This window comes from Mycoplana sp. BE70, from assembly GCF_031455855.1.
Taxonomy (GTDB): domain Bacteria; phylum Pseudomonadota; class Alphaproteobacteria; order Rhizobiales; family Rhizobiaceae; genus Mycoplana.
In genome coordinates this window covers 80,439-105,605 of sequence record NZ_JAVDTM010000007.1, presented here as the reverse complement: position 1 = coordinate 105,605, position 25,167 = coordinate 80,439, and the positions used below count along the sequence as shown (strand labels likewise).

Genomic DNA, 25,167 nt, shown 5'->3' with positions numbered 1-25,167 from the left:
GCCACGCGCCGACAATTCAGGCAATGGGGGTAGGAAAGCCGCTACTCGAACATGATCGACCGCACCGAGGAGACGAGCTTTTCGGTGGGCAGGTTCGTGAAGTCCTTGTCGATCTCCGCGGTCGTTTTCTCTCGCGACTTCACGCCGAGCATCGAGCGCAAGGCGCCGAGGGTTTGCGGCGCCGCGCAGACGATCAGGCGATCGAAGGCACCAGCTTCGGCATAGCACTCCAGTTTGTCCGCCACTTCGGCGGTGAACTTCTGTTGTTCGTCGCGCACCGGATCACTGGTGTATTCCATCGCCGAGCGGCCCGGCCCATGCGAGGAATAACTACGCCCCGGCCGGTCGCTCATGATCTCCTGCGCCTTCTTCGGTTCGCTGCGGAAGATTTCCTGCTCCGGGCTCTTCTGCCCGTCCTTAAGAAAATTGACGCCCTTCAACAGGCGAGCCTGGTTACCGTCGGCGGCGAGGATCCAGGTTGTCGTCATCGTTTTCACTCCTTGGCGGTTCCCGGCTGCAGCATCCGTTGCCGCGGCCCGTGGCATCTCGATAGCGTGCCATGCCTAGGTGCAACGCGAGGTTCGGGCCGGGGTTCCCTTCCCGGGGCGGTGGCGCGGAGATGCTGCACCTGCGAAAACTAGTACTTGACTTTCCGGCCCAAAAACATGACATGGGGCAGCGTTACCTTCCGGCCGCCGCGTGAGCGAGCCCTGCGAAGTCCCCGATTGGATCGCGGAAGAAGGATGCGCGCAATTGAATTGTTCCGCCAGCGCGCGGAAGACTGCGCCAGACGCCTCTATCAACCACAAGTTCCCAGATCACGCGGGGTTCTTGACGCCAGACGAAACCGGATCGGCATGGTGCCCGTCCGGTCGATGTGTTTGGCGCCCCGAAAGGCTATTGATTTGACCACTTTTCACGACCTCGGCCTGTCGAACAATGTTCTGGCTGCGCTGTCCGCGCTCGGCTTCGACAAACCGACCCCCATCCAGGAGAAGGCAATTCCGCTGGTGCTCGCCGGCAATGACCTGATCGGCCTTGCCCAGACCGGCACCGGCAAGACGGCGGCGTTCGGCCTGCCGATGATCGAACGCCTGCTCGCCGAGGGCCGCCGTCCCGATCCGAGGAACATCCGTGCCCTCGTGCTTGCCCCCACCCGCGAGCTTGTCAACCAGATCGCCGACAACCTGCGCGACTTCGTCAAGAAGACGCCGTTGCGTGTCGTCACCGTCGTCGGCGGCGCCTCGATCAACAAGCAGTCGGAAATGCTGAGCCGCGGCACCGACATTCTCGTCGCCACGCCGGGCCGCCTGCTCGACCTCGTCGCCCGCAAGTCGGTGACGCTGACGCAGGGCCGCTATCTGGTCCTCGACGAGGCCGACCAGATGCTCGACCTCGGTTTCATCCACGACCTGCGCAAGATCTCCAAGCTGGTACCGAAGAACCGCCAGACGCTGCTGTTCTCCGCCACCATGCCGAAGCTGATCGCCGAGCTTGCCGGTGAATACCTGACCAACCCGATGAAGGTGGAGGTGGCGCCGCCCGGCAAGGCCGCCGACAAGGTCGAGCAATACGTGCATTTCGTGCCCGGCAAGGACCACAAAACGCAGATCCTCAAGCAGTCGCTCACCGACAATCCGGACGGCCTGTCGCTGGTCTTCTCGCGCACCAAGCACGGCGCCGAGAAGCTGATGAAGCATCTCGACCACGTCGGCTTCAAGGCGGCCTCCATCCACGGCAACAAGAGCCAGGGCCAGCGCGAGCGCGCGCTCAAGGGTTTCCGCGACGGCGAGATCCGCGTGCTGGTGGCGACCGACGTTGCCGCGCGCGGCATCGACATTCCCGGCGTCACCCACGTCTACAACTACGACCTGCCGGAAGTGCCGGACGCCTATGTCCACCGCATCGGCCGCACCGCCCGCAACGGCCGCGACGGCATCGCGATCGCCTTCTGCGCGCCCGACGACATCCGTCTGCTGCGCGATATCGAAAAGCTGATGGGCATTTCGATCGCCGTCGCCAGCGGCGAGGCCCCGGTCGATCTTCCCGGTCCCGGCGGCAAGTCGCGCAAGGGTCGCGGCGGCAATGGCGGCGGCCAGCGCAATGGCGGCCAGCATCGCCAGCCCCGGCCGCAGGGCCAGGGCGCCCGCGGCGCCAATGGCCAGCAGCGCAATGGCGAGCGTCCGGCTACGGCCCGGGCAGAGGGTCAGATCGTCGATCGCGGCTTCTCCGACCGTCCGCAGAAGCGGCACGAACCGCGCCAGGACCGCGGCGAACACGCCGCCCAAGACGGCGCGCCGAACCGGCACGCCCCCGGCCGCCCGGCCCAGAAGCAGGGCGATCACCGCAACCGCAACCACGGCGGCGGTCGCAACGGGTCGAACAACGGTGGCAACCGCAGCCAGTCGCGCCGCCCGAACGGCCAGCGCCGCGAACAGGCCTGATCCGGTCCTTCAATGAAAGTGCGGATGGCGGGCTTCGGCTCGCCATTTTGTTTCAGGCAGGTGAGCCTTACTCCGCCGGTGCCGTGCGCACTTCCTTGCGATTGGCCAGGTAGACGCCGGCCACGACGATCGCCGTGCCGACGATCATCGGCACCGTCAGTTCTTCTCCGAAGGCGATCGCCGCCTCGATCGCCGCAAGCGGCGGCACGAGGTAGATGAGGGAGGCCGCGCGCGAGACCTGCCCCCTGCGGATCAGGTAGAGCAGAAGCAGCACCGCCCCCATCGAAATGCCGAGCACCGACCAGCCGAGCAGGGCCAGGAACTCCCAGGACAGCTGGATCTCTAACGGCTCCAGCAGGTAGGCGAGCGGCAAGGTCACGACCAGCGCCCCGAGATACTGCAGCGTGGCAATGGCGCGGATGTCACCGGTATGCAGGTGCTGCTTCTGGTAGATCGTGCCGTAGGTGACCGAGGTCATGCCGAGAACGTTGACGACAAGCGCCAGGGTCGGGATATCGGCGCCGCCGACCCCGGCGAACTTCGGGAAGATGGCAAGGGCAACGCCGGCAAAGCCCAGCACGATCCCGAGCTTCTGCATCGGCGACAGCCTCTCGCCGATGATATAGGGCGCCGCCAGCGCCGTCATCAGCGGCTGCAGCGCCGCGATGATGCCGGAGAGCGCCGCCGGCACGCCCTGCCCGACCGCCCACCAGACCGCCGCCAGATAGAAGCCGTGCAGGAAGGCGCCGGAGACGACGGCATGGAAGATCGTCACGCGGTCCCTCGGCCACCGCACCCCGGCGAGCCTGCAGAGCATGGCAAACAGCACCGCAGCCGCGACATAGCGCACACTGAGGAACGTTAGCGGATCGGAGTAGATGGCGCCGAACTTTGCCACCACCCAGCCCGTGGACCAGAGCAGCACGAACAGGGCCGGAGCCAGGCGGTCGAGGGACATGGGAAAACTCGGAGCTGAAGGGTTTTCCGGGCTGTAACGAAACAGCGTTCGGGCGTCAAAAGCAAAGCATTGAAGCTTGCATTGAGTTTAATTCAGCACATCCCCGGTCGCAGGCATTGCCATGCGGGTAATTCTGCCCTAAATTTCTGGCCTGTTTTCTTAGGGAAGCGTGGTATGAAGATCGGCGCATTCGATGCGAAATCGCAGTTTTCCTCACTGCTGGACCGGGCCGCGCGCGGCGAGGAAATCGTGATCACCAAGCATGGGAAATCTGTGGCCAGGCTTGTTGCCGTCGCCAGTGCAGAAAGCTCTTCGGCGGCAAAAGCCTTCGCGGAACTGAAGGAACTCCGTCGAAAATCCACGTTGGGCGACGACCTGTCCTGGAAAGACCTGCGCGACGAAGGGCGTCGATGAGTATCGTTATCGACGCGTCGATCGCGCTCTCATGGTGTTTCGAAGACGAGGCAAGCGAAGAGACCGACCGGATTGGCGAAGAAGTCGCGACAACAGGTGGTTTGGTCCCCTCCCTTTTTCATCTCGAAATTAGCAATGCACTCCTCCAAGCTGAACGGCGAGGTAGAATCACCGCCGCGTCCGTTACCCAGCGCCTGGAATTGATCAGTCAGTTGCCGCTCGAAATCGATCCTCAAACAGCCCTGCGAGCGACACATGAAATTCTTGCGCTTGCAAGAGCCGAAAAGTTAACGGTTTATGACGCCGCGTATTTGGAACTGGCGGCACGAAGGGGTGCCGCCCTTGCCACCAGGGATCTGGCACTTGCCACCGCTGCCGTGAGAATCGGAGTGCCCGTCAGAGGCGAGTGAGCTAATCACTTGCTACTGGAACCTGCCGGCATTCAATCGGCTCGTGTCCACATAACCCACGCGTACGACCGAAAGCGGGATCGATGAACCCGCTTTCAAGTCGATGTTCGCTCAATGGCTGTCGCGGTCCATCGGAATGCCGGCCCCGCGCGCGCCGACGAGGAAGTCGAGGTCGGCGCCGGTATCGGCTTGCATGACGGTCTTCACGTAGAGGCCGCCGTAGCCGCCGACCAGCGGCTGCACCGGGTTGACCCAGGCAGCACGGCGGCGTTCCAGTTCCGCGTCCGAAATATCGAGGCGGATCGAGCGGGCGGGAACGTCGACCTCGATCATGTCGCCGTTCTGCACCAGCGCCAGCGGCCCGCCGTCGGCGGCTTCCGGTGCGGTGTGCAGGATGACCGTGCCGTAGGCCGTGCCCGACATGCGCGCGTCCGAAATGCGGATCATGTCGGTGATGCCCTTCTTCAGCACCTTCGGCGGCAGCCCCATGTTGCCGACCTCCGCCATGCCGGGATAGCCCTTCGGCCCGCAATACTTCAGCACCATGATGCAGTTTTCGTCGATGTCGAGATCGTCGCGGTTGATGCGGGCGTGGTAGTCCTCGATGCTCTCGAAAACGACAGCACGGCCCTTGTGCTGCATCAGGTGCGGCGAGGCCGCGGACGGTTTCAGCACGCAACCCTTCGGCGCGAGATTGCCACGCAGCACCGCGATGCCGCCAGACTTGGTCAGCGCCCTGTCGCGCGGCACGATAACGTCATCGTTGTAGTTCACCGCGTCCTTGACGCCGTTCCAGATTGTGTCGCCGGAGACGGTGATGGCGTCCTTGTGCAAGAGGCCCATCTCGCCGACAGCCTTGATCACGACCGGCAGGCCGCCCGCATAATAGAACTCCTCCATCAGGTACTTGCCGGACGGTTGCAGGTTGACGACCGTCGGCACGTCGCGGCCAAGCCGGTCCCAGTCGTCCAGCGTAAGATCGATGCCGACGCGGCCGGCGAGCGCCAACAGGTGCAACACCGCATTGGTCGAGCCGCCGACCGCGCCGTTGACGCGGATCGCGTTCTCGAAGGCCTGCCTGGTCAGGATGTCCGAAGGCTTGAGATCCTCCTTGACCATCTCGACGATGCGCCGGCCGGACAATTGGGAGATCACCCGGCGCCGGGCGTCGACGGCGGGGATCGCGGCATTGCCGGGCAGCGTCATGCCGAGCGCCTCGGCCATCGAGGCCATGGTCGAGGCCGTGCCCATCGTCATGCAGCTGCCGGCCGAGCGAGCCATGCCCTGCTCCGCATCCATGAACTCCTCCAGCGTCATTTCGCCGGACTTCACCATTTCCGAGAACTGCCAGACGGCCGTGCCGGAGCCGACGTCCTTGCCGCGCCATTTGCCGTTCAGCATCGGCCCGCCGGAGACGAGGATCACCGGAATGTCGACCGAGGCCGCCCCCATCAGCAGGCTCGGCGTGGTCTTGTCGCAACCGCCAAGCAGCACGACGCCGTCGACCGGGTTGCCGCGGATCGCCTCTTCGACGTCCATCGCCGCCAGATTGCGGAACATCATCGCCGTCGGCCGCAGCGTGCTCTCGCCGCACGAGAAGACTGGAAACTCGACCGGGAAACCACCCGCCTCGTAGACGCCGCGCTTCACGCGCTCGGCGAGATCGCGCAGATGCGCGTTGCAGGGTGTCAGCTCCGACCAGGTGTTGCAGATACCGATGATCGGCCGCCCGTCGAACGTGTCCGCCGGCAGGCCCTGGTTCTTCATCCAGGAGCGATGCATGATCGCGTTCTTGCCGGTGCCGCCGAACCACTCCTGCGACCGCAGCTTGCGCGGCCATTCAGCTTTCTTCTTCATTTCGTTTCGTCCTTGCGAGAGACGCCCCGGCCAGTGCCGGGGCACTGGGTCAGGCCAGCGTGTAGGCAGTCTTGACCGTGGTATAAAATTCGTTGGCGTACTTGCCCTGCTCGCGCGGGCCGTAGGAGGAGCCCTTGCGGCCGCCGAAGGGCACATGGAAGTCGACGCCGGCGGTCGGCAGGTTGACCATCACCATGCCGGCCTCCGAGTTGCGCTTGAAGTGCGTGGCGTGCTTCAGGCTGGTCGTGGCGATGCCAGAGGAGAGACCGAACGGCGTGTCGTTGGCCAACGCCAGCGCTTCGTCGTAATCCTTCACCCGAATCACGGAGGCGACCGGCCCGAAGATTTCCTCGCGGCTGATGCGCATGTCGTTCGTGGCCTCGGTGAAGAGCGCAGGCTGTAGGTAGAAGCCGGGATTGTCACGCTTCAGGAGATCGCCGCCGTAGGCGAGCGTCGCGCCCTCGCCCTTTCCGATCTCAATATAGTCGGTGTCCTGCTTCAGCTGTGACGCGTCGACCACCGGGCCGATATGGGTGCCGGCCTTGAGCGCGTCGTCGACGACGAGGTTTTTCAGCTTCTCCGTCAGCGCGGCGACGAACCGGTCATGGATGCCCTCGGTGACGATCAGCCGAGAGGACGCCGTGCAGCGCTGGCCGGTCGAGAAGAATCCGGAATTGGCGGCGGCCTCGACGGCAACGGTCAGGTCGGCATCGTCGAGCACGACGAACGGGTTCTTGCCGCCCATCTCCAGCTGGAACTTGCGGTTATGCTCGATCGAGGCGGCGGCGACCCGCTTGCCGGTGACCGTCGAGCCGGTGAACGTGATCGCCTGCACGTCGGGGCTGTCGAGCATCACCTGGCCAACGACCGAGCCCTTGCCCATCACGAGGTTCAGCACGCCCTTCGGCAGGCCGGCGCGGTGCAGGATATCGACGATCGCCCAGGCGCAGCCGGGCACCAGTTCCGCCGGCTTGAAGACGACGGTGTTGCCGTAGCAAAGCGCCGGCGCGATCTTCCAGGCGGGAATGGCGATCGGAAAATTCCACGGCGTGATGATGCCGACGACGCCGACCGGTTCGCGGGTAATCTCGACGCCGATGTTCGGCCGCACCGACGGCAGCACCTCGCCGGCAAGGCGCAGCGTTTCGCCGGCGAAGAACTCGAAGATCTGCCCGGCGCGAACGGTCTCGCCGATCGCCTCCGGCAGCGTCTTGCCCTCCTCGCGGGCGAGCAGCCGGCCGATTTCGTCCTTGCGGGCGATGATCTCGTCGGCGGTCTTCTTCAGGATCGCGTGCCGCTCGAGGATGCCCGAGCGCGACCAGGCCGGAAACGCCGCCTTGGCCGCGGCGATCGCCGCCTTGGCGTCGTCGGCGGAGGCGCGCGCATATTCGCCCACCACGTCGTTGGTGTTCGACGGGTTGATGTTCTTCACCGCCTCGGTGCCGACCCACTCGCCGGCGATCAGGTTCTGGTGGATGGTCATGGGCGTTGCCCTCCTGCCACTTGTCGGCGGCGGCGCGGATGCGCCGGCGCGTCCGGTTACAACTGCTTGATCTCGACCGTTTCTTCCTCGGCGACCGCCAGCGAATTGCGCAGCGGCAAGCCGAAACCATCGGCGCCGATCTCGAACACGTCGCCCTTCTGGGTGCGGATGCCGTCACCGAAGGAGAGCGTTGCCGTGCCGAACATATGAACATGCACCTCGCCGGGCTGGCGGAACAGTCCGTATTTGAAATGGTGGTATTCGAGGTTGGCGAAAGTGTGCGACATGTTGGCCTCGCCGGAGACGAACGGCTTCTCCCACAGGACCTTGCCGTCGCGCAGGATGCGCGAGAAGCCGCGAATGTCGTCCGGCGCTTTGCCGATCCGGATCTCCGGGCCGAAGCTTGCCTGCCGCAGCTTTGAGTGCGCGAGCCAGAGATAGTTCACCCGCTCGGTGACATGATCGGAGAATTCGTTGGCGACGGCAAAGCCGAGGCGGAACGGCACGCCCTTCGAGGAGATGACGTAGATGCCCGCCATCTCCGGCTCCTCGCCGCCGTCCGCGGCAAAGGAGGGTGACGTCAGCGCTGCCCCCGGCGCGACCGCCTGCGTGCCATTGCCCTTGTAGAACCACTCGGGTTGCACGCCCTTTTCGCCGGGCTTCGGCTTGCCGCCCTCAAGCCCCATCCGGAACATCTTCATCGAGTCGGTGAGCGTCTCCTCGGCCGCCTCGCTCGTCTTCTTGTGCATGGCGTCGCGCGTGGCGGCCGAGCCGAGATGGGTCAGGCCGGTACCAGTCAGGTGCAGGTGCCCCGGATCTGGATGGGTGATAGGCGAGAGCAGCCGACCCTCGGCATAGGCCCTTTCCACGTCGACCGCATCGCCAAGCCCATGGGCGTCGATCACGTCCTTGAGGCTCTTGCCGGCATCGGCGGCTTCCATGGCGAGCGCATGAAGGCTCGCGGCTCCCTTCACGGCGCGACCGCCCTGCCCTTCTTCGCGGACGACGACGGTGATCGAGCCATCGGCATTCTTCAACTGCGATACCAGCATGTTCACTTTCCTTACGTTCCGGCGGGCACCTGTCGGCAACGCTCCGCCACCGAAGCGGTCCGGGCCGCGCCGTCCGACCGCCGCGCGGCCCAATCTTCAGATGACTTGTCCGGCTGTCCGGCCGAGGCCGATCAGCCCTTGTTCTTGTTGTAGACGTCGAAGAACACGGCAGCGAGGAGCACCAGGCCCTTGATGAGCTGCTGGTAGTCGATGCCGATGCCCATGATCGACATGCCGTTGTTCATCACGCCCATGATGAAGGCGCCAATCACGGCACCTGTGATCTTGCCGACGCCACCGGACGCCGAGGCACCGCCGATGAAGCAGGCCGCGATCACATCGAGCTCGAAGCCGACGCCCGCCTTCGGGGTCGCCGAGTTCAGGCGCGCGGTGATGATCATGCCGGCAAGAGCTGCGAGCACGCCCATGTTGGCGAAGGTGTAGAAGGTCAACCGTTCAGTGTTGATGCCCGAGAGCTTCGCCGCCTTCTCGTTGCCGCCCATGGCATAGATCCGCCGGCCGATCGTCGAGCGGGTGGTGAGGAACGAGTAGAGCGCGATCAGCACGCCCATGACGATCAGCACGTTCGGCAAGCCGCGATAGGTGGACAGCTGGAAGCCGATGAACAGCGCCACGACGGCGATGACGGCCATCTGGATCGCGAAGAAGACGAAGGGCTCGTTTTCCGTCCCATGCATCTCGTTGATCTGGCGGTTGCGGAAGCCGGACCAGATCGCCAGTCCGACGAGGACCAGGACCGCCACGAGCGCGACCATGTTCTTGATCGTCTCGGGTGCCGGATTGAGGAAATACAAAAAGTCGGGCACGAAGCCAGTCGACAGGATCTGGAATTCCTTCGGGAACGGACCGATCGGCCGGCCGCCGAGCACCACGTAGGTCATGCCGCGGAAGACGAGCATGCCGGCAAGGGTGACGATGAACGCGGGGATTTTCTGATAGGCCACCCAATAGCCTTGCGCAGCCCCCATGATACCGCCGACGATAAGGCACGCGGGAACGACGATGATCGCCGGCAGCCCCCATTTCACCAGCATGATCGCCGATATCGCGCCGATGAAGGCAACGATCGAGCCGACCGACAGGTCGATGTGCCCGGCCACGATAATCAGCAGCATCCCCAGCGCCATGATGACGATGAAGGAGTTCTGCAGCACGAGGTTGGTAATGTTCACGGGACGGAACAGCACGCCGTTGGTGACGATCTGGAAGAACACCATGATGACAACGAGCGCGACGAGAAGGCCGTATTCGCGGATATTGTTCCTGAGATAGTCCCCGATGGACGGTTTGGTGGTGTGAGCGCTGGTATCGGCGACCATTAGTGTTTCCCCCCGGAGCGCATGATGGCGCGCATGATCGATTCCTGGCTTGCTTCCTCCCGGGAAAGCTCCGCGACGATGCGTCCTTCATTCATGACATAGATGCGATCGCAGGTTCCGAGCAGCTCGGGCATCTCCGACGAGATCATCAGGATGCCTTTGCCCTCGGCTGCAAGCTGGTTGATGATGGTATAGATTTCAAACTTGGCGCCGACATCGATGCCGCGTGTCGGTTCATCGAGGATCAGCACGTCGGGCTTGGTGAACAGCCACTTCGACAACACGACCTTCTGCTGGTTGCCGCCGGACAGGTTGACGGCCTCCTGGTAGATCGAGTGCGAGCGGATGCGCAGCTTTGAGCGGTAGTCGGTGGCGACCTTCGTTTCCTTGTGGTCGTCGATGATGCCGTTCTTCGAGACTGCGTCGAGGTTCGAAAGCGTCGTGTTCTGCTTGATGTTGTTGATCAGCACGAGACCGAGATGCTTGCGGTCCTCGGTGACGTAGGCGAGCCCCGCATCGATCGCCTTCGGGATCGTGCTGACATCGACCGGCTTTCCGCGCATTTTCACTTCGCCGGTGATCTTGTGGCCCCACGACTTGCCGAAGATGCTCATCGCCGTCTCGGTGCGGCCGGCCCCCATCAGGCCGGCAATGCCGACCACCTCGCCGGCGCGGACGTTGAAGCTGACATCGTGCAGGAACTGGCGGTCGCGGTGCTGCTGGTGGAAGACGTTCCAGTTCCTCACCTCGAGCAATGTTTCGCCGATATCAGGCTCACGCGATGGATAGCGGTCCTCCATGTCGCGGCCGACCATGCCCTTGATGATCCGGTCTTCGCTGACGTCCTCCTTGTGACAGTCCAGCGTTTCCACCGTGCCGCCGTCGCGCAGGATGGTGATCTTGTCGGCAACCTTTTTGATCTCGTTCAGCTTGTGCGAGATGATGATCGAGGTCATGCCCTGGTTGCGGAACTCCATGAGCAGCTTCAGGAGCGCATCGGAGTCCTTTTCGTTGAGCGAGGCGGTCGGCTCGTCGAGGATCAGCAGCCGCACCTTTTTCGAGAGCGCCTTGGCGATCTCCACGAGCTGCTGCTTGCCGACGCCGATGTCGGTGATGAGGGCCGCGGGGGATTCGGTCAGGCCGACCTTCTTGAGAAGTTCCCGGGTGCGGGCGAAGGTCTGCGGCCACTGGATCACACCGTTCTTGGCGATCTCATTGCCGAGGAAGATGTTCTCGGCAATGGACAGGAGCGGCACGAGGGCCAGTTCCTGATGGATGATGATGATGCCGAGCTCTTCGCTGTCGGAGATCGTCGAAAAGCTGCGCGGCTTGCCGTCGTAGTGGATTTCGCCCTCGTAGGTGCCGGCGGGATAGACGCCGCTCAGGACCTTCATCAGGGTCGACTTTCCGGCCCCGTTTTCACCGACGAGCGCGTGTATCTCCCCTTCGCGGACCTTGAAGCTGACATTGTCGAGCGCCCTGACGCCTGGAAACGTCTTGGTGATGCTCCGCATTTCGAGAATGATGTTGTCCATGTCCAAGCATTCCGCGGCAGTCTTCAAGCGATGGATCACAACTGCCGAGACTACAGTCTTCCCCATCGAGAAAAAAGGGCCCGCAACGGATCGCGGACCCTGCTCGGTGCACGATCAGTTGTTGATCTGATCTTCCGTGTAGTAACCCGAGCTGACCAGGATGTCCTTGACATTGGACTTGTCGGCAGCAACCGGCTTCAGCAGGTAGGAGGGAACGACCTTGACGCCGTTGTCATAGGTCTTGGTGTCGTTCACTTCCGGCTCCTTGCCGTCCATGAGGGCATTGACCATGCCGACGGTGACCTTGGCCAGTTCGCGGGTGTCCTTGAAGACGGTCGAGAACTGCTCGTCGGCGAGGATCGACTTGACCGACGGCAACTCGGCGTCCTGACCGGTGACGACCGGCATCTTCTGGTCGCCCGAGCCGTAGCCGACGCCCTTCAGCGCCGAGAGGATACCGATGGAAAGACCGTCATAGGGCGAAAGCACGCCGTTGACCTGCGCATCGGTGTAGGTCGAGGACAACAGGTTTTCCATGCGGGCCTGGGCGACCGCACCGTCCCAACGCAGCGTGCCGACCTGGTCCATGCCCTGCTGGCCGGACTTGATGACGACGTCGCCGCTGTCGATGAGCGGCTGCAGAACCGACATGGCGCCGTCATAGAAGAAGAAGGCGTTGTTGTCGTCCGGAGAACCACCGAAGAGCTCGACGTTCCACGGCTTCACATCGCCGAACTTCGCCTTCAGGCCGTCGACGAGGCTGGTTGCCTGCAGCACGCCGACCTGGAAATTGTCGAACGTGGAGTAGTAGTCGACATTGCCCGAGTCGCGGATCAGGCGGTCATAGGCGATGACCTTGACGCCGGCGTCGTGCGCCTTGGCGAGGATGTCGGAGAGGGTCGTGCCGTCGATGGCGCCGATCACGAGCACCTTGGCGCCCTTGGTGACCATGTTCTCGATCTGGGCGAGCTGGTTTGGAATATCGTCGTCGGCGAACTGCAGGTCCGGCGAATAACCGGCTTCCTTGAAGAGCTTCTCCATGGTCTCGCCGTCGGAAATCCAGCGGGTCGAGGTCTTGGTCGGCATGGAGATACCGACGGTGCCCTTGTCCTGGGCAAATGCAGGCACGGCGAAGGACGCCACGCTGATGGCAGCCGCGGCGAGAAGCGAGGTGATCAATTTCATTGGCAAATCTCTCCCTTGTTTTGCCAGGCCCGCCCCATGGTTCGGACCGTAATCAGTGCTTCGTTGCCCGCTGCTGCAGACGACGGTCTCCAACGGAGGAAAAGGATAAAAACCCTTCCGGCCCCCACACTCCCTCGGGCACGAGCGCACCTGGCGAAAACCTCTACCGAATTGCCATAACTGTCAAATACAATAAGGTTCTATTACCATGCCATTTTTGATATAAAAAAACTGAATGGTATGATTTTTAGAAAGGCTCGCAGCAGTTGCACAACATCGACAGCCCATTGCCGGAAAAGCCGAGCGAGGAACAACTCGGGCTCGGCCTGCTGCGCTCCGGCCTGAAACTCAACCATCTGCGGATGATCGTCGCAATCGACGACCACAGGCAGATCAGCGCCGCCGCCGCGGCCCTCAACATTTCCCAACCCGCCGCCTCGCGAATGCTGACGGAAATGGAGGGGATCCTTAAGGCCCAACTGTGCGAGCGCGCTTCGCGCGGCGTGGAACTGACGCAGTTCGGACGGGCCTTTGCCCGACGGGCGAGAAGCATCCTCCTCGAACTGCACGAAGTCGATCGAGAGATCAGCGCACTGAAATCCGGTGCCGGCGGAACGGTGTTCCTCGGCACCGTGACCGCACCGGCGATCAGCCTTGCGGTGCCGGCGATCCAGCAGGTCAGCGCCGCCTATCCGGGCATCGAGGTCAATGTCCGCATCGAGACGAGCAACGTGCTCGCGCGCGAATTGTTGTCGGCCAAGCATGACTTCATCATCGCCCGTGTGCCCGACGATCTCGATCCGCGTCTCTTCAACGTCCAGGAGATCGGCATAGAGAAGGCCTGTCTGATCGTGCGCCGCGGCCATCCGCTGCTGGACAAGCGGGCCGTGTCGCTCTCGGACCTGCCGTCCTACGACTGGGTGTTCCAGCCGCCCGGCACGCTCCTGCGCCGCCGCGTGGAGGAGTTGTTCATTGCCGCTGGCGTCCCTCTGCCGACGACGGTGGTCAACACCGCCTCGCTGCTCCTGACCGTTGCGCTCGTCTGCTCCTCCAATGCCATCGCTCCGATCGCCCGCGACATGGCCGAGTTCGTCACGCAAAAAGGCGGCGGTCCGGGCGAGGTACGCATCCTCAACACCGACTTCGACATCGATATCAAGCCCTACAGCCTCATCGCCGTGAAAGGTCGGGCGCTGCCGCCGAGCGCCAAGCTGTTCTATGATCTGATTCTGCAGCGCGCCCGGATGCTCTTCCCGGACCGTACGCACCGCTGAGGAGGAACCGTTGTTCGGCAGAAGCGTCTTTGAAACCGTGCTGGAACGCCTGAAGGCGGAAGCGCAGGAAGCCGAGGCGGCGGGAGAGAGCGAGTCAAGCCGTCCCTCAGCGGCGGTCGGCCCGTCAGCGCCCTTCGTCGTCGGCGCCGGCTCTGCCTTTACCTCGGCAAATCATGCCGCTGCCGCCTACAGGAATGTCTTCGACGATAGCAATCAGGACACGGTAGAACACCAACGCATTGCCCCACCTCCCCCGCCGCCGCACCTCCTGCGGACCGCTCCGGAGGACGTGGCCGCCGACCTTGGACTGACCGGACAGGAAACACGCCCCCAACTCGTCGCGCTGCGCCGGGCATTCGCCCGCGACAATCACCCCGACGGCGTTCCGGCCGAACTGAGGCCGAATGCCACGCGCCGGATGACGATCGCCAACATGCTGCTCGACGAAACGCTGCGACGGTTGCAGGCGGAGGAAGCAATCGGCCTTAAGCGCTAAGCCTGTCAGGGGAGCGGGAATCCGTTTCGGGAAAAGCGCGGAAAGTCTACTTCTGGCCGTCCTCTTCCGGCGCCGTTTCGGCAGCAGTGGCGGGCTTGAAGAAGAGCAAGAGCTGCGCGAATGCATAAGCCGTCATGACGAGAAAGATCAGCCCCCATGTCTGCTCACCGTTGTAGTATTCGACCGCGGTCCAGGCAGCGCACAGCCCGACCAGCAGCAACCTGACCCAGAGCGGGCGATAGAACGGGTGGGCGGGATCGATGAACTTCACGGGGGCGGTTCTCCGGCTTTTGTCCGTCACGTTTTTAGGGCTTTTCGCACGGAATGGAAACTGCACAGTTGGAACAGGAAGCGCTTGACGGCTCGGCTATCGAATGGAATAAAAATTCCAAACGGAATGACCTTCGGTTCGCACATTCCGCATATTTGGAGTGCGTGGACCGAGTTGCGGCTCGAACTCCGCGACCATCGCAGGCGCGTAGCGGGGAAGCGCTCCCCGCCCCCTCACCCGGCACGTGCAGCCGCCACAGGAGAGTGAAGGAACATGACTGTCAGATTTGGTCTTCTCGGCGCAGGCCGTATCGGCAAGGTTCACGCCAAGGCAGTGACGGGCAATCCCGACGCCGTCCTGATCGCGGTCGCAGATGCCTTGCCGGCCGCCGCTGCGGCGATCGCCGGCCAATACGGCTGCCAGGTGCGCACGATCGACGAGATCGAGACGGCCAAGGACATCGACGCCGTCGTCATTTGCACCCCGACGGATACCCATGCCGACCTGATCGAACGGTTCTCGCGAGCCGGAAAGGCTGTCTTCTGTGAGAAACCGATCGATCTCGACGTCGAGCGCGTCCGCGCCTGCATCAAGGTGGTGACCGAAACCAAGGGCAAGCTGATGGTCGGCTTCAACCGTCGCTTCGATCCGCATTTCAAGGCCGTCCGCAAGGCGATCGACGAGGGGCGGATCGGCGAGGTCGAAATGGTGACGATCACCTCCCGCGACCCCGGCGCGCCACCAGCCGACTATATCAAGCGCTCCGGCGGCATTTTTCGCGACATGACGATCCATGACTTCGACATGGCGCGCTTCCTGCTGGGCGAGGAACCGGTCTCCGTTTGTGCCACCGCCGCAGTGCTGGTGGACCAGGCGATCGGCGCGGCCGGCGACTACGACAGCGTCTCGGTGATCCTGCAGACGGCCTCCGGCAAGCAGGCGATCATCTCCAATTCCCGCCGCGCGACCTACGGCTACGACCAGCGCATCGAGGCGCACGGCTCGAAGGGCATGGTCTGCGCCGAGAATCAGCGGCCCGTATCGATCGAAATTGCCAACGGCGACGGCTACACGCGCCCGCCGCTGCACGATTTCTTCATGACCCGCTACACCGAAGCTTATGCAAACGAGATCGCAAGCTTCATCGCCGCCGTCGAGACCGGCACGCCGCTTTCGCCCTCCGGCGCCGATGGCCTGGCGGCCCTGGAAATCGCCGACGCGGCACTCAGATCCGTCAAGGAAAAGCGGCAGGTCGCGATCGGCTGACGACGGCTTCCTCCCAGCAACTGGCCGGGCAACTCGCTCGGCCGTTTTTTTTGAGATCGGCTCGGCTACGCTTTGGCGGGTTTTGTCCTGCGGATCATTGTCCGACCCAAAATCAATGTCCTAGGCCTTCAAAAAGGCGCGCGTTGGCCTACAGGGCCCAACCAAGGGCTCCATCATTGAGTGCGGCCAATTCGCCATCCCGGCGCATCACCATTGGAATTTCGCATTTTCGTGATTGAAGCCCGTCCGATCCTAGGCTAATAACCGTGCATCGGACGGGGCGAGTCATCGACCCCTGCGGCAGGCACCCGTAGCTCAGCTGGATAGAGTGTTGGATTCCGATTCCAAAGGTCACAGGTTCGAATCCTGTCGGGTGCGCCATTTCTGTTCAAAACTGCGAACAGCCGGCCACAATTGTAGCCAGACATGGCCTGGTGGATAGCGGCATTGCGTCCGATGATCTTGATCTGCTTGTCCCCGACCTCGACCTGATCGCTTGGCGCCTTGCCGCCGTGGAGGGCTTCGTATTGCGCGACGTTTTCGAGGAGGACGTAACGGGATGCACTTTCCCGACGACCCTGACGATGTCGGACGTGACGACGTGACGGTCGCCGACGCCGCGCTGGCGCCCCGCTAAGGGGCGAGTATCAGCTTCCCCGCCTTGATGCCCTTGACGATTCTCTGAAGTTCCTCGTCCTCCGGCAAAGTGTTGAACCAGGTGACGCTCTCCCTTGAGGCGGCAAAGTATCGCGGGCTTCTCAGTGTCAACTGACGGTGCTGGGCCATGCACAACTCGATGGCCTGCTCGAACATGGCGCACAACTGATCGATGTCCTCTGCACCATAGTAGAGCGAGTTGCGATATTCGAGCCGGGCCTCCTTCATTGGATCGTTCGCGATGGAGTCGAGCATCTCCTGCAGGTTCATTTCCGTGTATGGCCAGAGATAGGCGTATTTCTGCAGGGGGGTTGCCTCTATGTAGTCCCGCAACCAGTCGCCTTTCGGGCCTACTGGGATGATGATCGGCTTGTTCGTGAAAAGATATTCCGCCACCACGCCGGATATATCGGAGATGAGTACGTCGGACCAATTGAAGTCGCCGGCTTTCTTGGTCTTCTCTCCGGCGAGCAGCGAGACGAACAACTCCTTGATCGCCTTCATCGACGTCAACTTTGTTCCCATTCCGGGGTGCGGACGGAAGCGCAATTTGCCACCCTGCCGGGTGTATGTCTGAAGGGCGTCGGAAATCTTTCCGGCGGAAGAGTAATTGCGATCCACACCGTGCCCTTCCCAGGTGGGGGCGTAGAGGATTTTTCTGAAGGGGCCGGATACCGGAGCCGGCTCCACGCCTTCTATCGGCGCGCCGCCCGTGACGAGGAACCGGTTGGGGTTGAGGTCGATGCCCGCCCGCTGAAATCGTTCGACGGAATTCTGGTTTGCGACGAAAACGAAGTCATAGGCTCGGACGAGCCGCGAATTGCTGGAGTGCTTGTCCGATTCCCCATGGCCGGCGAAAACGTGGATGCACTGAGGGTTGCCTCGGATATAGTTGAAGTTCTCGGCCTTGTCGGTGATGAACAGAAGGGTGCTGAGCGACGGCACCGAGGGGAGCGCCAGTCTCGGCACGAAATCTGGCGAAACCACAAAAGTCGGCGCCTGCGCCTTGACCGCCTCGATCTGTTTACCCTTCAACGACTTGGCGAAGATGGCAAAGCGCTTTTTGGACCGGCGGAGATACGGGAGATACATGTCAAGTTGGGAAAAGGCGATGTCACTGCCCCACACGAGACCAACCTGAGGCTTATAGAGGCAGAGGCTAAGCCATTGGGCTTGGCCGTAGCGGGTCGCCGGCGGCGGCAATTCCGCGCCTGTCAGCCCGCTTTTGAGCGTTTGCCTGATGTCGTCGGCGTAGAACTCAAGCAAGGCATCGATCTGCCTCGTTTCTTTGTAGGTCTGCGTCATGCCTTCTCCCGAATGGCTTATGTTCTGGACCCGCTGCGCCGTCCGTCGTGCGGGTCGCCAGAAATCCATCCGAACGTAAATGCTTCGCTCAATGCGGATAGCCAATCGGCGGGCGTTGGGCAACATGCTCGCGGCCATTTATCGGTCCAACGCTATGTTTGGAGCACTATTTGTGGCGGTATGCATAAGAAGGGAAAGGACGCAGTCGAAACAACGACGTAGAAAACTTGGACAAGCTGTGCATTATGCCTTCCGACAGCGACTGTGTGCGGCAAAAGGCGTGTACCTCGGCCGCTTCGCAGGCCCAACAAATCTGGTGGTAGCAATAATGAAACGAATTCTGATCCGTGCCAGCAAGACCCCGTTCGAAAATCTCGCAACCGGGCCGATCCCCCGACAGGATCTGCGTGCGGTCTATCGCTCGCTGAACCGAGCTGGAACAAAGAATATCGGCAACTTGGTTTTCGCACATTCCGCCTATAAGGCGCTCAGCTCAAGTGATGCGGAACTGACCATTGACAATTATCGCCTGTCTCTGGACGATAATTATGCGGATATCGCCGACGAGATCAACGAGCGCTTCGATGTGTTCGTCATTCCGCTCTGCAATTCCTTCAGACCCTCCTACAAAGATGTTCTTGTGCGGATGACCAATACGATCCGCAAGCTCAAAATCCCCTGCGTGGTTACAGGCGTGGGCGCGCAGACGAATCTCGCCGGCGATGTTTCTCGCCTGGATGTTATGAAGGACGAGGCGAAAGATTTCGTGGCGGCGATCCTCGACCGTTCCGAAAGTATCGGAGTGCGGGGGCCGATCACGCGCGATTTCATCAAACGGCTGGGCTTCGACGACTCCCGAATCGATGTGATCGGCTGCCCTTCTATGTTCTACAATGGCAAGAACATGAAGATCAGTAAGCCCGACTCACTAGGAGCGGTTGCACTCAATCTGTCCAGTGCGGTCAAGGACCCGGCTTATCTGAATTTCGCAAGCTATTTCAATGAGAACCCTGAGGGTGTAACCTACGTTCCTCAGGTGCGCGAACTGATGCCGTCTTTCTTCAAGAAGCGGCTGCCTTCGCCGGACGCTGCGCCGTCGATCGATACGCCGACCCCAAGGGTCATCGCGCGTGAGCAGGTTGCGTTCCTGTGCGATGTCGTTCCGTGGCTGGACTTCATGCGCACCCAGTCCTTTGCGATTGGCACTCGGATTCATGGAAATGTTGTGCCGCTGCTTGCGGGAACGCCTGCGCACGTAATCGCCCACGACTCCCGCACGCTCGAACTTGCGGAATATTTCGAGATTCCTAAAACGGAGGTGCCGTCGATCAGAAAATTTGATCTGCGTGAGACCTTCGAGAGGTCGGACTATTCGAAGCTTGAGAAGAACCATCCAGCTCGGCTCGCAACTTATGCCAAGTTCCTCGAACGCAATGGGCTGGACCATATCCTCCACGACGAGCAGCAACTTGCCGCACACGATGCAGCTGTACGATCAGCTCTGGCAAAAGCTGGAATACCGGCGGCGGCCTGACCGCGTTGAATGCAGGTAGCCTCACCCGTGGTCCGTGCGCCGGATCGCGGGTGTTCCGGCCTCCACGGTGAATGTGGCCAAGGTACTGACTGGAGAGGCTTCCTGCCTCACATCATCGACCGCGCGCAGGCGGACAGTCATTTCCGGCTTCGACACATCCACCAGGCCGTATCCGCGGTGAGCGGGATCCATCAGCAGACAATGCGGATTCCGCTTGACGACAAGGGGCACCCGGTCGGCATCCGCGCCGCTGCGTGAACTGATGCTGGTGCCGCAAAATTCCACGGCGACGGTCGGCGTCGCGGCGTCGTAAGGGTCATGCTTCACGTCCGCGACCCAGTTCTGGTGAATGTCACCTCCGAGGATGACCGGATTCTGCACCTTCGTTTCGACCAGATCGTCAATCAGCCGCTGACGTGCTTCCGGGTAGCCATCCCAAGTGTCCGAATTGAATTTCTTTCCTATTCCGGATGAATAGTTGCGTGGAGTGAAGCGCGTCTGCTGACAGATAATGTTCCAGCGTGAGCCGGCAGCGGCGCTTTGCTCGAGGCTTCGGCGAAGCCATGTCTCCTGCTCGATGCCGAGCATCGTCCTGTAGCCGTCCTTCCGAGTTAGGCAGAGATCGTCGACCGGCGTCGCTTCCGCAGCCTCCTTTCGGGGCTTGCAGAGTGGCGGGGCGCGATACTGCCTGGCGTCAAGCAGGTAGAGCCGGGCCAGGTTCCCGAAATCGTAGGCCTCGTAGAGGCGAAGCGGCGTGCCTTTCAGAAGGCGGGACAGGGATATCCGCGCGGTTCTGCTCCGTATCGGCATATGTTCGTAATAGGCGAGATAGCCCGCGGCGCGCTTGGCGATGAAATTCTCACTGCCTTTCATCGAGAGGTCGGCGGCATAATTGGATTCGATCTCGTGATCGTCCCAGGTGACGAGCCACGGACATGCCGCGTGCATTTCCTGCAGCAGTGGATCGGACTTGTACAAGGCATACCGCGCCCGGTAGTCGCGGAGTGTCTGTATGCGCTTGAGGCCTGCGCCGCGCAAGGGTTTGCCGCGGGCGGCAAGATCATAGATGTAGTCCCCGAGGAAAACGACGACATCAGGGCGATCGGCCAGCATTTGCCGATAGGCGGCATAGTGGCCGTGCTCCCATCTCTGGCAGGACGCATAGCTTAGCCGTAGGCTTTCGATGGCATCGCCGGGGCGTGGCAAGGTTCGCGTCCGTCCCATTAGACTGGTCGCGCTTCCAACCATGAAGCGGTAGCGATACCACCTGTTCGGCTGAAGGCCGCTGACTTCCACATGAACCGAAAACGCGAGATGCCTAGTCGCGACGGTAACGCCTTGGGCAATAGGCCGTCCGCCGGATTCATCGTAGATTTCCCATCCCACGTCGACCGCCTTCAAATCTTCCAGGGATGGATCAATTAGGCGGGTCCACAGGACGAAACCATCCGCAGATGGAGAGCCGCTCGCAACGCCCAATCGGAATGGATCACCGGCAAATTTTGGCACGGCGGCGGCGGAAGGAAGCGTCAGCAACGGAATGGCGGCTATACTGATAAGAGCCTTGAGAACAGCCCGTCTGTTCATCTCGCCGGTTGCATCTAGCATTCGTTCGTCCGCTCCTGGGCTATGCCGGAAAACAGGCCGGAGACGTTGTTGAAACCGGCTTCCAGTCCGGGGATTGTGATCCCCTCCATGACGCGCGTTTTTCCTCTCGCCTGCAAATCGACAACGCAGGCATGCAGCCATGCGCTTCGTTCGGCCGGCGACATTTTAAGGAGGTCGGGCTGTTGGTAACCGAACAGCGCTTCGGCGAACTCTGCCTGTTCGCGAAGATCCTCCCGCGTCAGAGCCCGTGCGACGGCCCGGTCTATGTCTCCCGCCTCGCTTAGCCGTACGATCTGCTGGCGGCGGATGCGCCAGTAGAGACGCGATCCAAAGATATCGGTCACATCCTTCCAGGCGACAAGGGAAGGCGTGCCGCTCGCTGCCACGATCGATTCCGTCGCAGACACATCCACGATCGCGTAGGCAGCCTTTACCGGTGCGCGGGCGGCGCCTATACGCCGGGCGCGCAACAGCGCGCCCAGTGGCTTGACGGCCGAGGTCTTGTTCTCGGCCCGCACCACATCGACGGCCAGGCCATGGGCGAGCAGGTTTTCCGTCAGTCGCACCAAATGCGCGCCGTACTCGGAGCGCCGGCTTCCCAGGTTGGGGTGCACGTCGATCACGACGCGGCGCACGCCGAGTTTCCCGGCAAGCGAGACGAGCAGCCGTGCCGTGTTCGGTTCTCCGATGGAGCAATAGTTCTCCCGTTCGAAACCGCCCTCCCACGTGGGGAGATAGACAATGGAGGCATCAGGATGGTCATGGGGCACGTGCTCGATGCCCGCTGCCTGATGTGCATCGATCAGGCAGTCGCCAAGTGCGATCATCCGGTCGCCCGCCAGGTCCTCAGGCCGAAGGATGTGCTGGTCGATCAGGCGGTGGCGCTGTAGTTCGCCCGTCACAAACACATGATCATAGGCTCTCAGCATCGGATTGACCGAGGCCTTCTTGTTGCTGTCCCCATGCCCGACAAAGATGTGGATGCTCTCGCGGTTCAGCATCATCCTGCTGTTGGCCTGGCCATTGTAGGGATACAGGACAACGCTGCCGACGGGTGGCTGCGGAATGCTCGCGAGCGTCGTGAAAAACTCCAGGCCGAAGCCATATTTTGCGCGGCCCGTCAGCAGGCCTGTCACGCTGCTGACATAAAAACGCGACAGGATCGTCGTGGTTTCGGGCCGCAGGAAACCGGAGCGAAACAGGAACTCGACCTGGGAAAAGTGATCCGGAAACCGGTTGTCGAGGAACAGGATGTATTTTTGTGACGCCGGCAGGCGCGCCGGAGGCGTCTTGCGCAGACGCCTTGCCGATATGTCCGTGTAGATGCGAAAGACATCCCACAAATGCGCTAGGGCGGACACTGCCTTTACTCCCACGGTTCGCTCTTCATCGGGCGCATACAGGATCTCGCTCTGCATCGGTTGCGGATACAAAAAGACACTTTACCGCCCTCCCGGCGGAAGGGCGGTAATCGATACTGTCAGTGCGGCCCTCACGCGTTGCGGCGAACGTCGACGATCAGGCCGGTATGCTGTGACAACAAGGCCGCGAGTGTGCTCTGCGCGACGACCTCCGGACGAAGTAGCGTATCCGGGTCCTCGGCGCCGAAATTGGTGGTGCGCATCGGAGTCTGGGTGCGTTCCGGATTGATGCATTGCACCCGCACGCCTTCGTCCACCCATTCCTCCGCCAAGGCCTGCGTCAGATTGACGACAGCGCATTTGGTGGACGAGTAGATCGCATAGAAGGCTCTGCCGCGCGTATAGGAACTGGACGTGAAATTGACCAGAACACCCTGTGTCTTCACCAGATGCTGCTTGGCTGCGTATGCCACATTGACGGCGCCGTTGTAATTCGCCCCCACGACGAGGTTGATCTCCTCGGGCGTCATCCGGGTGAGCGGCTTCTTGATGAGAATGCCTGCGGTGTTGATAACGGCGTCGATCGGACCGCTGTCCTGAACGACCTGCGTCAAGAAATCCCGAACGCTTTCCATATTGGCGACATCCACGCCTTCCTTTGTGCGGGATGCGACGTGGACGCGCGCGCCGTTGATGACAGCCAGATCGCGCACCGCCTTGCCGATGCCGCTCGTACCGCCGAAAATAGCGATGTTCTTGCCCTTCAGAAGATCCAGGCGGTTGGCTTCAAACGTCAGAGTGGTGCCGCTGGACTGGATGAGCTTCTCCGCAAGGAAAAGGTCGAGCGGGTTGGTGATCTTGATATTGGTTTCGGAGCCAGGGACGGTCGCCACCTGCAGCCTCGGCAACATTGCCCGAACCACACCGCAATCGCAGGTGAAGTCGCGCCTGTTCTGCTTGGCGGCAAGCGCATAGGCGTCTTGAATGGTCTTCAGCCGGAATGCCTGCGGCGTCTGGCCTCGCCGCATGTGGGATCTGGAGGGGATATCGGAAATACAGCCATTGTCATAGACGGCGACGAGCGTGTCGTTCGAGGGGATCACGACGTCGACGGCATCGAAATTCTCCAGCATGTCCACGCATTGGGAAATGGCATCCAGCGCCAGCAGGGGCCGAACCGCATCGTGGAAGAGGACCTTCGTGCTGGCGGGATAGGCGGAAAGCGCCTGTATAGCCGAATTGGTAGAGCCGAAACGGTCCGAACCGCTGGCAACCACCTTCTGTACCTTCGTCCAGTTGTTCTTTTTGGAGAGCTCCCAGATGAGATCAGAATATTCAGGGATGGAGACGATCATGATCTCGTCGATATCGGCGCTGCGCTCGAATATCTCCACGGTATGCTCGATCACCATTTTCCCGGCGAGCTTGATGAACTGCTTTGGTATCGATGCACCGAACCGCTGGCCCACGCCACCTGCAAGTATAACGCCGATATTTTTCATTATTAAGGCTCCGAAAAGGTCTTCCCCGCCTCGCTGTTCGACCAGCTGGCGATCCTCGCTAGTTCGATGAAAAGGCGTCGGTCCAATATTTCCCGATGGCCCATAAAGTACTGCCGCGCTTCCATTCGCTTCTCGGCAAGACTGTCACCCTCCTGAAGAAGGCTGGCGATACCCCTTTCCAGTTCGGCGGCATCCGAAAAGATGTACGCGAAATGGTCCATCTTCATATTGCTCTCAGACAGCTTGAGCGTGTCGCTCTTTGGCCTGTAAACGAAAATGGGAGCGTCTGCGGCGAGACAATCGGTGACGACAGCCGAAACATCGCAGACGAAGATATTCGCCGTTCCGATGACATCTTCCACCGGCGTCGCGGGATCGATCGTCGTCGCCTCGATCTGCCGCTCGCTCAGTTCGCGGACGATATCCTGCGCCGCCGTCTTCAAGGCGGGTATTTTCGCACCTGTCTGAGGATGCAGCTTCAGAGCTACGGTTCCGCTGGTGGCTTTTGCAACGGAAGCGAGGATTTCCGCCGCGACCGGCAGGGATGTGTAGCTTTGTTCATTGTAGGTGCCTTCCCAGGTCGGGAGATAGAGAGTGGAAGGCTTGGAAAAGCGGGTGCGCCATGGATCGACATCGCTTTTCACGACGGTCTGAAAAAGCGTGGGGCGCCCAACTTTCACGAACGACAGGTGGCGCTCATCAAAACATGCGTTCTTGAAACGATCGATATGCGCGTCGCCGGACACCCAAATTTCATCGTAGGCGCGAAAGAACTTATGCGCGCTGGCCGACTTGTCGCTGTCGCCATGGCCGATGAAGACATGCTCAAGGTGATTGAAGCGGAGAAGGTGGATATTGTTGCCTGTGTTGGACGGATAGAGCACCGCCCGCAGCTCCGGCTCGGAGTTGATAAGTGTTTCCACGTGTTCCGGCGACGTGGCGAAGGCCAGCGGCGCATTTGGAAAATTCTGCGCCACATAGTCGAATAGCCTCGTCAAGCGGGTGAGGACGATAAACGGAACGCCGCTTTCCTCCAGCAGAGGAATCCACATGCGCATATGATGATACCCGGGGCGCCCTTCACCTGAATGAAGTATAATCCTGGGCCTATTGTTTGAGGACGACCGTAAAAACACTTGCAAGTTGGAGGAGGCTGGAGACCCGCCTGTCTTGAGAGTGGGCCTGAGCAGCCGCTTTAGCTTGGAAAAACGTTTG

Annotated in this window: 22 protein-coding genes and 1 tRNA gene; 9 read left to right on the top strand and 14 right to left on the bottom strand. The window is 61.5% G+C overall.

Features of this window, described 5'->3' with window-relative positions; all coding sequences use genetic code 11:
• Positions 1-41: 41 nt before the first annotated feature.
• On the bottom strand, positions 42-488 hold the full coding sequence (locus J2Y48_RS14415) for a host attachment protein (RefSeq protein ID WP_310419179.1): 447 nt from the start codon (positions 486-488) through the stop codon (positions 42-44).
• A 417-nt stretch (positions 489-905) separates the two neighbouring features.
• Between J2Y48_RS14415 and J2Y48_RS14410 the strand changes: the two genes are divergently transcribed.
• Complete coding sequence (locus J2Y48_RS14410; RefSeq protein WP_310419175.1) at positions 906-2,444, top strand: DEAD/DEAH box helicase; 1,539 nt, start codon at positions 906-908, stop codon at positions 2,442-2,444.
• Positions 2,445-2,511: 67 nt separating this feature from the next.
• Here J2Y48_RS14410 and J2Y48_RS14405 read toward each other — a convergent pair whose 3' ends face one another.
• Positions 2,512-3,402 (bottom strand): DMT family transporter, encoded by an 891-nt coding sequence (locus J2Y48_RS14405; RefSeq protein ID WP_310419172.1) that lies wholly within the window; start codon positions 3,400-3,402, stop codon positions 2,512-2,514.
• Between the two features lie 174 nt (positions 3,403-3,576).
• Between J2Y48_RS14405 and J2Y48_RS14400 the strand changes: the two genes are divergently transcribed.
• Complete coding sequence (locus J2Y48_RS14400) at positions 3,577-3,816, top strand: type II toxin-antitoxin system prevent-host-death family antitoxin (RefSeq protein WP_310419169.1); 240 nt, start codon at positions 3,577-3,579, stop codon at positions 3,814-3,816.
• Positions 3,813-4,226 (top strand): type II toxin-antitoxin system VapC family toxin, encoded by a 414-nt coding sequence (locus tag J2Y48_RS14395; protein ID WP_310419166.1) that lies wholly within the window; start codon positions 3,813-3,815, stop codon positions 4,224-4,226. The genes J2Y48_RS14400 and J2Y48_RS14395 overlap by 4 nt, the downstream gene beginning before the upstream one ends.
• A 111-nt stretch (positions 4,227-4,337) precedes the next feature.
• On the opposite strand, the gene araD is transcribed toward J2Y48_RS14395, so the two are convergent.
• The 6 genes from araD to chvE all read right to left on the bottom strand — a co-directional run bounded on the left by araD (position 4,338) and on the right by chvE (position 12,678).
• The gene (araD, locus tag J2Y48_RS14390; RefSeq protein ID WP_310419162.1) at positions 4,338-6,083 is read right to left on the bottom strand and encodes an L-arabinonate dehydratase; all 1,746 of its coding nucleotides are present in this window, start codon (positions 6,081-6,083) and stop codon (positions 4,338-4,340) included.
• A gap of 49 nt (positions 6,084-6,132) precedes the next feature.
• Positions 6,133-7,566 carry an aldehyde dehydrogenase family protein gene (locus J2Y48_RS14385; RefSeq protein ID WP_310419159.1) on the bottom strand — a complete coding sequence of 478 codons (1,434 nt, stop codon included), beginning with the start codon at positions 7,564-7,566 and terminating at the stop codon, positions 6,133-6,135.
• 56 nt (positions 7,567-7,622) lie between these two features.
• Positions 7,623-8,618, bottom strand: coding sequence for an AraD1 family protein (gene araD1 / locus J2Y48_RS14380; RefSeq protein ID WP_310419156.1), 996 nt, complete (start codon positions 8,616-8,618; stop codon positions 7,623-7,625).
• A 131-nt stretch (positions 8,619-8,749) separates the two neighbouring features.
• Complete coding sequence (gene mmsB, locus J2Y48_RS14375; RefSeq protein ID WP_310419154.1) at positions 8,750-9,958, bottom strand: multiple monosaccharide ABC transporter permease; 1,209 nt, start codon at positions 9,956-9,958, stop codon at positions 8,750-8,752.
• Positions 9,958-11,493 (bottom strand): multiple monosaccharide ABC transporter ATP-binding protein, encoded by a 1,536-nt coding sequence (gene mmsA / locus J2Y48_RS14370; protein ID WP_310419151.1) that lies wholly within the window; start codon positions 11,491-11,493, stop codon positions 9,958-9,960. The genes mmsB and mmsA overlap by 1 nt, the downstream gene beginning before the upstream one ends.
• Positions 11,494-11,607: 114 nt before the next feature.
• The gene (gene chvE / locus J2Y48_RS14365) at positions 11,608-12,678 is read right to left on the bottom strand and encodes a multiple monosaccharide ABC transporter substrate-binding protein (RefSeq protein ID WP_310419149.1); all 1,071 of its coding nucleotides are present in this window, start codon (positions 12,676-12,678) and stop codon (positions 11,608-11,610) included.
• A gap of 275 nt (positions 12,679-12,953) precedes the next feature.
• On the opposite strand from chvE, the gene J2Y48_RS14360 reads away from it, so the two are divergent.
• Together J2Y48_RS14360 and J2Y48_RS14355 are read left to right on the top strand one after the other, a co-directional pair.
• Positions 12,954-13,952 (top strand): LysR family transcriptional regulator, encoded by a 999-nt coding sequence (locus tag J2Y48_RS14360; RefSeq protein WP_310419812.1) that lies wholly within the window; start codon positions 12,954-12,956, stop codon positions 13,950-13,952.
• Between the two features lie 10 nt (positions 13,953-13,962).
• The gene (locus tag J2Y48_RS14355) at positions 13,963-14,448 is read left to right on the top strand and encodes a hypothetical protein (protein ID WP_310419146.1); all 486 of its coding nucleotides are present in this window, start codon (positions 13,963-13,965) and stop codon (positions 14,446-14,448) included.
• Positions 14,449-14,494: 46 nt separating this feature from the next.
• On the opposite strand, the gene J2Y48_RS14350 is transcribed toward J2Y48_RS14355, so the two are convergent.
• A complete protein-coding gene (locus J2Y48_RS14350; protein ID WP_310419144.1) occupies positions 14,495-14,719 on the bottom strand; it encodes a hypothetical protein in 225 nt (74 codons plus the stop codon).
• A 273-nt stretch (positions 14,720-14,992) separates the two neighbouring features.
• Here J2Y48_RS14350 and iolG point away from each other — a divergent pair, with 273 nt between their 5' ends.
• From iolG to J2Y48_RS14335, 3 genes are all read left to right on the top strand, one after another.
• Positions 14,993-15,985, top strand: coding sequence for an inositol 2-dehydrogenase (gene iolG, locus J2Y48_RS14345; RefSeq protein ID WP_310419141.1), 993 nt, complete (start codon positions 14,993-14,995; stop codon positions 15,983-15,985).
• 304 nt (positions 15,986-16,289) lie between these two features.
• Positions 16,290-16,366: transfer RNA gene (locus J2Y48_RS14340), tRNA-Arg, on the top strand.
• A 53-nt stretch (positions 16,367-16,419) separates the two neighbouring features.
• Complete coding sequence (locus tag J2Y48_RS14335; protein WP_310419138.1) at positions 16,420-16,590, top strand: hypothetical protein; 171 nt, start codon at positions 16,420-16,422, stop codon at positions 16,588-16,590.
• 28 nt (positions 16,591-16,618) lie between these two features.
• On the opposite strand, the gene J2Y48_RS14330 is transcribed toward J2Y48_RS14335, so the two are convergent.
• Positions 16,619-18,085, bottom strand: a complete 1,467-nt coding sequence (locus J2Y48_RS14330; protein ID WP_310419135.1) for a CDP-glycerol glycerophosphotransferase family protein — start codon at positions 18,083-18,085, stop codon at positions 16,619-16,621.
• 190 nt (positions 18,086-18,275) lie between these two features.
• Here J2Y48_RS14330 and J2Y48_RS14325 point away from each other — a divergent pair, with 190 nt between their 5' ends.
• Positions 18,276-19,481, top strand: coding sequence for a polysaccharide pyruvyl transferase family protein (locus tag J2Y48_RS14325; protein ID WP_310419133.1), 1,206 nt, complete (start codon positions 18,276-18,278; stop codon positions 19,479-19,481).
• Positions 19,482-19,502: 21 nt separating this feature from the next.
• Here the strand turns inward: J2Y48_RS14325 and J2Y48_RS14320 are convergent, their stop codons facing one another.
• From J2Y48_RS14320 to J2Y48_RS14305, 4 genes are all read right to left on the bottom strand, one after another.
• Complete coding sequence (locus J2Y48_RS14320; RefSeq protein WP_310419130.1) at positions 19,503-21,089, bottom strand: alkaline phosphatase D family protein; 1,587 nt, start codon at positions 21,087-21,089, stop codon at positions 19,503-19,505.
• Entirely contained in the window at positions 21,083-22,450 is a 1,368-nt protein-coding gene (locus tag J2Y48_RS14315; protein WP_310419127.1) for a hypothetical protein, read from the bottom strand. Before J2Y48_RS14315 ends, J2Y48_RS14320 begins: the two co-directional genes overlap by 7 nt.
• 131 nt (positions 22,451-22,581) lie before the next feature.
• The gene (locus J2Y48_RS14310; protein ID WP_310419124.1) at positions 22,582-23,952 is read right to left on the bottom strand and encodes a bifunctional cytidylyltransferase/SDR family oxidoreductase; all 1,371 of its coding nucleotides are present in this window, start codon (positions 23,950-23,952) and stop codon (positions 22,582-22,584) included.
• Between the two features lie 2 nt (positions 23,953-23,954).
• Positions 23,955-25,010 (bottom strand): CDP-glycerol glycerophosphotransferase family protein, encoded by a 1,056-nt coding sequence (locus tag J2Y48_RS14305; protein ID WP_310419121.1) that lies wholly within the window; start codon positions 25,008-25,010, stop codon positions 23,955-23,957.
• Between the last annotated feature and the right edge of the window lie 157 nt (positions 25,011-25,167).

Bases quoted from the DNA above. Each gene is read 5' to 3' on its own strand.
- J2Y48_RS14305 (WP_310419121.1), bottom strand. From the start codon at position 25,010: ATGCGCATGTGGATTCCTCTGCTGGAGGAAAGCGGCGTTCCGTTTATC.
- mmsA (WP_310419151.1), bottom strand. From the start codon at position 11,493: ATGGACAACATCATTCTCGAAATGCGGAGCATCACCAAGACGTTTCCA.
- iolG (WP_310419141.1), top strand. From the start codon at position 14,993: ATGACTGTCAGATTTGGTCTTCTCGGCGCAGGCCGTATCGGCAAGGTT.
- J2Y48_RS14385 (WP_310419159.1), bottom strand. From the start codon at position 7,566: ATGACCATCCACCAGAACCTGATCGCCGGCGAGTGGGTCGGCACCGAG.
- J2Y48_RS14400 (WP_310419169.1), top strand. From the start codon at position 3,577: ATGAAGATCGGCGCATTCGATGCGAAATCGCAGTTTTCCTCACTGCTG.
- J2Y48_RS14330 (WP_310419135.1), bottom strand. From the start codon at position 18,085: ATGGCCGCGAGCATGTTGCCCAACGCCCGCCGATTGGCTATCCGCATT.
- araD (WP_310419162.1), bottom strand. From the start codon at position 6,083: ATGAAGAAGAAAGCTGAATGGCCGCGCAAGCTGCGGTCGCAGGAGTGG.
- J2Y48_RS14405 (WP_310419172.1), bottom strand. From the start codon at position 3,402: ATGTCCCTCGACCGCCTGGCTCCGGCCCTGTTCGTGCTGCTCTGGTCC.
- J2Y48_RS14415 (WP_310419179.1), bottom strand. From the start codon at position 488: ATGACGACAACCTGGATCCTCGCCGCCGACGGTAACCAGGCTCGCCTG.
- araD1 (WP_310419156.1), bottom strand. From the start codon at position 8,618: ATGCTGGTATCGCAGTTGAAGAATGCCGATGGCTCGATCACCGTCGTC.
- mmsB (WP_310419154.1), bottom strand. From the start codon at position 9,958: ATGGTCGCCGATACCAGCGCTCACACCACCAAACCGTCCATCGGGGAC.
- J2Y48_RS14310 (WP_310419124.1), bottom strand. From the start codon at position 23,952: ATGAAAAATATCGGCGTTATACTTGCAGGTGGCGTGGGCCAGCGGTTC.
- J2Y48_RS14325 (WP_310419133.1), top strand. From the start codon at position 18,276: ATGAAACGAATTCTGATCCGTGCCAGCAAGACCCCGTTCGAAAATCTC.
- J2Y48_RS14395 (WP_310419166.1), top strand. From the start codon at position 3,813: ATGAGTATCGTTATCGACGCGTCGATCGCGCTCTCATGGTGTTTCGAA.
- chvE (WP_310419149.1), bottom strand. From the start codon at position 12,678: ATGAAATTGATCACCTCGCTTCTCGCCGCGGCTGCCATCAGCGTGGCG.
- J2Y48_RS14320 (WP_310419130.1), bottom strand. From the start codon at position 21,089: ATGCTAGATGCAACCGGCGAGATGAACAGACGGGCTGTTCTCAAGGCT.